Below are 7604 nucleotides of genomic sequence, written 5' to 3' on the forward strand. Positions count from 1 at the left end.
TAGTCTTGGAGGAGAAGAATTTGTGAAATTTTCTTCCCAGTTCGCACCAACTTTTGTTGATGACTGGCAAGATATTACCCGTTCTTATGTAGGTGGAAATGTAGGAGCTTTTTATGGTTACAAAACAGATGGGATTTTTCAAACTCAAGCAGAAATTGATGCTTTAAATGCAAAAGCAGAAGGTGGAGTATATCAAAATTCAGCCACTGCACCAGGTGATAGAAAATTTAAAGATATTAGTGGAGATGGTAAAATTACTGCTGATGATAAAACTGTTATAGGAAGCCCAGTTCCTGATTTTTATGGTGGATTAAATTTCAATGCGAAATATAAAAACTTCACTTTAGGTTTGGATTTTAATGGTAGTTTCGGAAATGAAATTCTTAATTACACACGAGTTGAGCAAGAAACTGCAGGTGGTTTTGGTATAGATAACGGATATACAAATGTAAGTGTCAAGTATTATAATAATTATTGGAGAGGGCAAGGTACATCCAATGAATATGCAAGAGCAACATTGAGTGATCCAAATCAAAATAATAGAGCATCAGATCATTTTATTGAAGATGGTTCTTACATAAGATTGAGAAATTTAAAAATTGGTTATTCTCTTCCAGAAGACCTAATAAAACGAATTGGAATGACAAACCTAAATGTGTATGTAAGTGGTCAAAATCTATTGACTTTTACTAAATACACTGGTTGGGATCCAGAAATTGGACAAGTTTCGGATCAACTTGGAACTGCAGGTGGTGTGCAGACTAGGGGAATTGATTTTGGTACTTATCCAATATCCAGATCATTTACGTTAGGTCTTAATTTACAATTTTAAAAATAGTAGAAAATGAAAAAAAATAATATAATTAAGATAGCGAATTTATTTTTGGCTTTCGCTATACTAATCTCTTCAAGTTGTTCTGAAAGTTTCTTGAAAGATGAAAAAACAGATGGTATTGATGGTGATATAGTTTTCTCAAATGATGAGACGGCTACTGCAGCTATTACAGGAATATATGATACATTTCAAGGGGAAAAAAGTGCAGAGTACGATACTAAGGCGTTGTTCTATCCAGCTAATTTCTTATCACAAGATCTTTTGAATGTTGGAGCCGATACTTTTTTTCAAAGATATGAGATACCTGCAACTTTTGGACCATTTAATGCACTTTGGGAAAGTCACTATATAGGAATTGGAAGGGCAAATATGGCATTAGAAAAATTACCTACTGCTATAGAAGATGGTAAAGTGAGTGCCGAATTAGGAGGTAGATTACAAGCAGAATGTTTAGCGCTTAGAGCTATTTTTTATACCATTTTAGCTGAAAATTTTGGTGGTGTACCAATTGTAATTGAACCGGCAAATGGTAAAAATGATTATGCACCAAGAAACTCACAAGATGAAGTGTTTGCTCAAGTTGCTAAAGATATGGAAGTGGCGGTTACTAAATTGCCATGGACATACGATGCATTGAATAAAGGAAGAGCAACAAAAGGTACTGCTTATGCATATCTTGGAAATGCTTATATGTGGTTAAAACAATATGATAAAGCTGCAAAAGCATATGAAGCTTTAGAAGGGCATGCCGAATTGGAAGCAAATTTTCTGGATATTCATGCTGCTGCAAATAGAAATGGCAAAGAATCTTTATTTGAACTTCAATTTAATGATGCTTTAGGCGATTTGTCATGGGGACGAGATGATAATGTTACTTTCTTACAATCATTTTGTATGCCAGCAGAGATTGGTAAAGGCGGCGGATATGCTGCTTCTACAAAAATTTTGCACGACTCATTTGAACCTGGCGATTCAAGAAAAGCTGCTACTGTTATCGGGCCAGGCGAAACTCATCCTGATCCACTTATTAAAATTTCTAATTATGAAAATATAATTGCCAATTATGGAGGTATGAATACTTGTGGTACTGTTGATGCGCCATGGTATGGCCCCGGAGAAACAGCTTCTAGTGGCAGAACAGGATATTATAATGTAAAAGCGTGGAGAGATCCGAAAGTGGAAGGATGGAGTTATCCACACTTGTTTGGAGGTCAAAATCTTATTATAATGAGATATGGTGAGGTTTTAATTAGTCAGGCAGAATGTTATCATAAAATGGGTGATGATGCGAAAGCGATGCAATATTTGATGAAAATCAGAAATAGAGCTGGATTGACTACACAGCCTACAGCTGCTATGGATGACGCCATTTTAAATGAGTACAGACATGAATTAGCGGGAGAGTTTTCATTATGGTTTTTATTAAGAAGATCTGGAAACCATGTAAAATATATCAAAGATAGATTTAATATAACCATTCCTGCTGGTCATGATTTGGTTCCAATCCCTCAAAATGCACTTGATGTTAATCATAATCTTAAGCAAAATCCAGGTTATTAATTTCTGGATATCGGGAAAGCTTATAAAAGTCTTATGATAAAAAGCCAGTGGCAGAAATTAATATTTGAGGACACAGATTTAGAATAAGCAAAAACAAAAAAAAAGAGGCTATTTCACAGATTTTGAGAATTTGTGAGACGGCCTCTTTTGTTAAATGAAATTGCCGTTTATCATTGAAAAAAAAATAATTTATCAGAATCACCCTGAATTTGACCAGTACTTATCTTTTGAAAATATGTGGTAAACATATCAAAAGGATTTTTTATTTTTTTTGTCATTAAATAAGAATGGTTTTAGATCTTAAAAAACAATTTGTTAACAGAAATTTGGTTAAGTATTTCATTTCATATTATTTTTTTTAACCTGTGAATGACAATTTAGTATTATATGATTATTTATAGATTGAATAAACACAATAAAAGAAAAATGATAATGAAATTTTAGAATGTGTAAATTAATGGTTCTTGTTGTTTTTTATTTAGAATTTTGAATTATTCTTTTTAATAAAAAACAAATAATATCAATTTCAATCGCTTGGACAATATATGTCTTAAGATTAAACTCTAAATATTTACTTACTAAAAGCATCTTAAGATTCTGATTTTAAGATGCTTTTTATTTTATAATAAATTATATATATGGTGTTTTTTTCTGATTTAAAATAATAATAATTAAAAAAATAGATGATATAATTTCTGTATATGTAATTTGAAAAGTTATTTTGAAAAAATATTATCATTAAATGATATAATAATATTAATTAAATGTTAAGCACTGTTATAAATTTGTTAATTATAAACCATACTTAATAAATAATAATTGCTAGAATGAATTTTTTCGGTAATTATTAACTAACTAACAAATTTTTATTATGAAAAAACTATTGTCTAATTTAATTCATTGGAGTGCCGATCAATGGGCGGTTCCATTGATTTTATTTTTATTTCTGGCAAGTAATCCAATTATCGCTCAGGTTAAAGTAACAGGGGTAGTTAAAGATGCAAATGGGCTCGCTATTCCTGGAGTAAACATTGTTTCTGGTGGTACTAAACAAACGGTTAGTACCGATTTTGATGGAACATTTAATATTACTGTTCCAGCTAATTCTTTATTAACAGCTTCGTTTATCGGTTATGTTCCTAAAACCGTAAATGTTAAAGACGGCGGAAAAATCACTATTGTTTTGACTTTGAGTGCTGAGGATCTTAGGGAGGTTCTTGTGAACGTAGGATACCGAAGCGTTAAGAAAAAAGATTTAACAGGAGCTATTTCTATGGTTAGTACAAAAGATATTGCAGATTCTCCACAAGTATCTGTAGATCAGTTGTTACAAGGACGTGCTTCTGGAGTAGTTGTAACGAATAACTCCGGTCAGCCAGGAGGTAATGTATCAGTAAAAATTCGTGGTACAACTTCTATTTCAGGAACTAATGAGCCGTTATATATAGTAGATGGTATTCCTATTTCTGGAGATGCTACCAGTGCTGCTACAGGAGGTAATATTGTAACTGGTTATTTAGGATCAAATACAGGAAACGTTGCTACAAGTCCTATAGCATTTTTAAATCCTAATGATATTGAATCAATGGATATTTTGAAAGATGCCTCTGCAACCGCTATCTATGGATCTAGAGCGAACAATGGTGTTGTGATTATCACCACAAAAAGAGGTAAAAAAGGTACTGGTAAAATCACTTATGATACATTTTTATCTGTTCAAAATGTGACTAATTTATTGGAAACCATGACCTTGAATCAATATGCTGTACAGCAAAACGCTTTGGCAGCAGTTTACAATGTAAATCCGAGAGATGAGTTTGCAGTTCCATCAGTATTAGGAGAAGGAACCAACTGGCAAGATGAGATTTATAAAACAGCAATAATGAATAGTCATCAGATTTCATTTTCTGGAGCAAAGGAAGGAACTAATTATTATATTTCTGGCGGTTATGTAGATCAAGAAGGTATTGTTATTGGTTCTGGTTTTAAAAGATATAATTTTAAAACAAATGTTGATTCCAAAATAAAAGATTGGTTAACGATTGGGGTTTCAGTTGGAACTGGTATAACAGACGAGGATATTACAATCAATGGTGCTAGTAACGGTATTATTAGTACATCTATTTTATCTACTCCAGATGTTGCAGTTAGAGATACTAACGGAGAATATGCTGGACCACCAGCAGACGGGTCAATAGGGGTGTGGATTAATCCGGTGGCTTCTGCCTTGATGAATACTAATCATTTGGTCAAAAGGAATTTCTTAGGAAACTTTTATGCTAATTTCAAACTAGCAAAAGGATTAGAATATAGATTTGATTTTGGCGGATCTACTAATATTGACAATTTTGAAGGTTTTCAACCTACTTATGTTTGGGGAGCTGCTGTTAAAGAAACTAATCAGTTGGTAGAGAGAGCTAACAATTGGTATGGTATTAATATCAAAAATGTTTTGACATATAAGGTTGATGCAGGAGAGCACCATTTTAATTTATTAGTTGGTCAAGAGGCTAATGATAGTCATTGGTACGGTAATTCACAATCAGTTTCAGGCTTGTTAAGTAATGATATTCATTCTATTAGTTTAGGAGATCCTGATACAGTTGTTGCATCAGAATATAAAGGAAGTTCTGCTTTGACTTCTTATTTCGGGGCATTTAATTACGACTATAGCAATAGATATGGTTTACAGGCTACATTTAGAGCGGATGGAAGTTCTAATTTTGGACCAGGTCAAAAGTGGGGTTACTTCCCTTCAGTTTCAGGTTATTGGAAGCTTTCAAACGAAAGTTTTATGGAAGGAACTAAAAAGTATGTTGACAATATCAAATTCAGAGCTGGTTACGGAGAAACTGGTAACCAAAATATTGGAGGTGGAGGTTATTATAGTACTGTTCGTGCTATTAAATCTGCATTGGGTAATTTCTTTACAGTGAATAATATTGCAAATCCTGATTTAACATGGGAAACTTCTGTACAGACAAACCTTGGTTTGGATTTCACACTTTTTGATTCAAAACTCCAAGCTACATTTGATGTGTACAGAAAACAGTCTGAAGGATTTTTATTTACTCTACCGTTGCCTTATTATGTAACTGGTACAGATGATTATCAAGGTGGTTTAGGAGCACCAAAAGTAAATTTAGGAAGTCTAAGAAACCAAGGTTTTGAGGCAACTTTAGATTACAATAATAAATTTGGAAACGATTTTAGTTGGAATTCAAAAGTGATTTTCTCATTGAACAGAAATGAATTGTTAGAGTTGCAAGACAATTTTGATTTGACAAAAGATGTTATGCTTAATGATTATACCAATAAAGCAGTAACCAAAACAGTTGTTGGTGAGCCAGTTGGTCAGTTCTACGGATACCAAGCGGTTGGTATTATCAGAACTAATGAACAATTAGCAAATGCTCCAATTCCTTTCACAGGAAATAAAGCTGTGAAAAGTCAATTAGGAGATATTGAGTATGTAGATCAAAACAAAGATGGGTTAATTGATGATAAAGATTTAACCTTTATAGGTAATCCTCAACCAAAATTTACTTATGGTTTCAATAATACTTTTAAATACAAGAATGTTGATTTAGGGATATTTTTACAAGGATCTTATGGTAATAAAGTAATGAACTTGACTAGACGTGCAGCTACTAAAAACCAACGTTTGTATGAAAACCAATTGGCTGAAGCTGTAGATTTTTGGACTCCAGAGAATGTTGATGCAAAATACCCAAGACCTGATGGAGGAGATGGACATCCAAACATCGCAATATCTGATCGTTATGTAGAAGATGCGTCTTACTTAAGAATTCAGCAAGTAACTTTAGGTTATAATTTACCTTCGGATATTATTTCGAAAGCAGGTATGAGTAAATTAAGATTTTACTTAGGTATTCAAAATCTTTACACATTTACAGACTATACAGGTTATGACCCAGAGGTAGGTTCGTACAATCAAGATGCTTTGTTAACAGGAATTGATTCAGGGCGTTATCCTACGAACAGAAGTTTTACTTTTGGATTGAACTTAGAATTTTAATAACTACTCTTATGAAAAAATATATCAATATAAAAACCTTAGTAATATTCTTAACGCTAGGTTTGGCAACTACATCTTGTAGCGAAGAATTCTTGAATCGCCCATCTGAAGATAGTTACAGCAGTGACGAGTTTTATAGTACTGATGAGCAAGTAGCAAGAACTACTTATGGTATGTATGGAGCAATGTGGGCTCCTTATTTTACCAAAAATTTTTATGCACTGTCTGAGCTGTCTTCAGGGAACTGTATAGCATATGCAGATGGACCAGAGTTGACACAGTTTAAAATAACTTCTGATAGTCCTATTTTGTTAGATTCTTGGAGAGCATGTTTTGCAATTGTTGCCCAAGCAAATAATTTAATTAATAATATTGAAAGAAATGCTACAGCAGATGTAAGTAAAGCAGTAGTTAAAAATACTGTTGCCGAGGCACATTTTTTTAGAGCTATAGCTTATTTTTATTTGGTTCGTTTGTATGGACCAGTGCCAATTATCGAAGATAACTTAGTTACAGGAAAAGACCCTTTGGTAAATACAAATAGAGTAGAAGACGTTTATACTTTTATTGAAAATGATTTTAAATATGCTGCTGCAAATCTTAAATCAAAAATTAGATCGAGAACCCCAGGGAATGACAATATTTTTGTAACTCAAGGTTCAGCCGAAGCTTTTTTGGCAAAAGTGTATTTGTATGAAAAAAAATATGCTGAGTCTAAGGCAATGGCCGAAAAAGTTATTAATTCAGGCGAGTTTGATTTATTGCCAAATTTTGCAGATTTATTTTTTACAAGTAAAAATAATAACCATGAGTCTATTTATTCTTGGCAATGGACTGGCTCGATAGGTAGTTACGGAGGTGGAAACTTTTCTAATATCCAATACGGTTTGGATATTTTGAATGATAATGCATCATACGGTGCTACTTATATACCAACGAATGATGTTCAAGATGCTTTTGAAATTGGCGATTTAAGAAGAAAAGAATCTTTTATGATCTACGGAGATTCTTATCCAAATCTAAAAGGTGATGGTGTTGTAGGTTTTGTAATGGATAAAACGAAATATCCAGATGCCTTAAGCAATACTGGTGCTGCAGTTAAGAAATATGTAGTGGGACAAGCTACTAGCGAAACAGGGCAACCTGATACATGGGGAGGAATGAACAATT

The 7604-nt window shown here is 33.0% G+C and carries 3 protein-coding genes and 1 pseudogene; all 4 read left to right on the forward strand.

The genetic code is table 11. From position 1 onward, the window contains the following. Positions 1-832 (forward strand): annotated as a pseudogene (locus VLC96_RS14655) (hypothetical protein); the annotation flags it as partial. 12 nt (positions 833-844) lie between these two features. Continuing rightward, positions 845-2395, forward strand: coding sequence for a RagB/SusD family nutrient uptake outer membrane protein (locus tag VLC96_RS14660; RefSeq protein ID WP_325264085.1), 1551 nt, complete (start codon positions 845-847; stop codon positions 2393-2395). Positions 2396-3266: 871 nt separating this feature from the next. Further along, complete coding sequence (locus tag VLC96_RS14665; protein WP_325264087.1) at positions 3267-6434, forward strand: SusC/RagA family TonB-linked outer membrane protein; 3168 nt, start codon at positions 3267-3269, stop codon at positions 6432-6434. A gap of 11 nt (positions 6435-6445) precedes the next feature. Next, on the forward strand, positions 6446-7604 hold a 1159-nt coding region (locus VLC96_RS14670; RefSeq protein ID WP_325264088.1), incomplete at its 3' end, for a RagB/SusD family nutrient uptake outer membrane protein.

Origin of the sequence: Flavobacterium sp. (genome assembly GCF_035456085.1) — a bacterium.
Taxonomy (GTDB): domain Bacteria; phylum Bacteroidota; class Bacteroidia; order Flavobacteriales; family Flavobacteriaceae; genus Flavobacterium.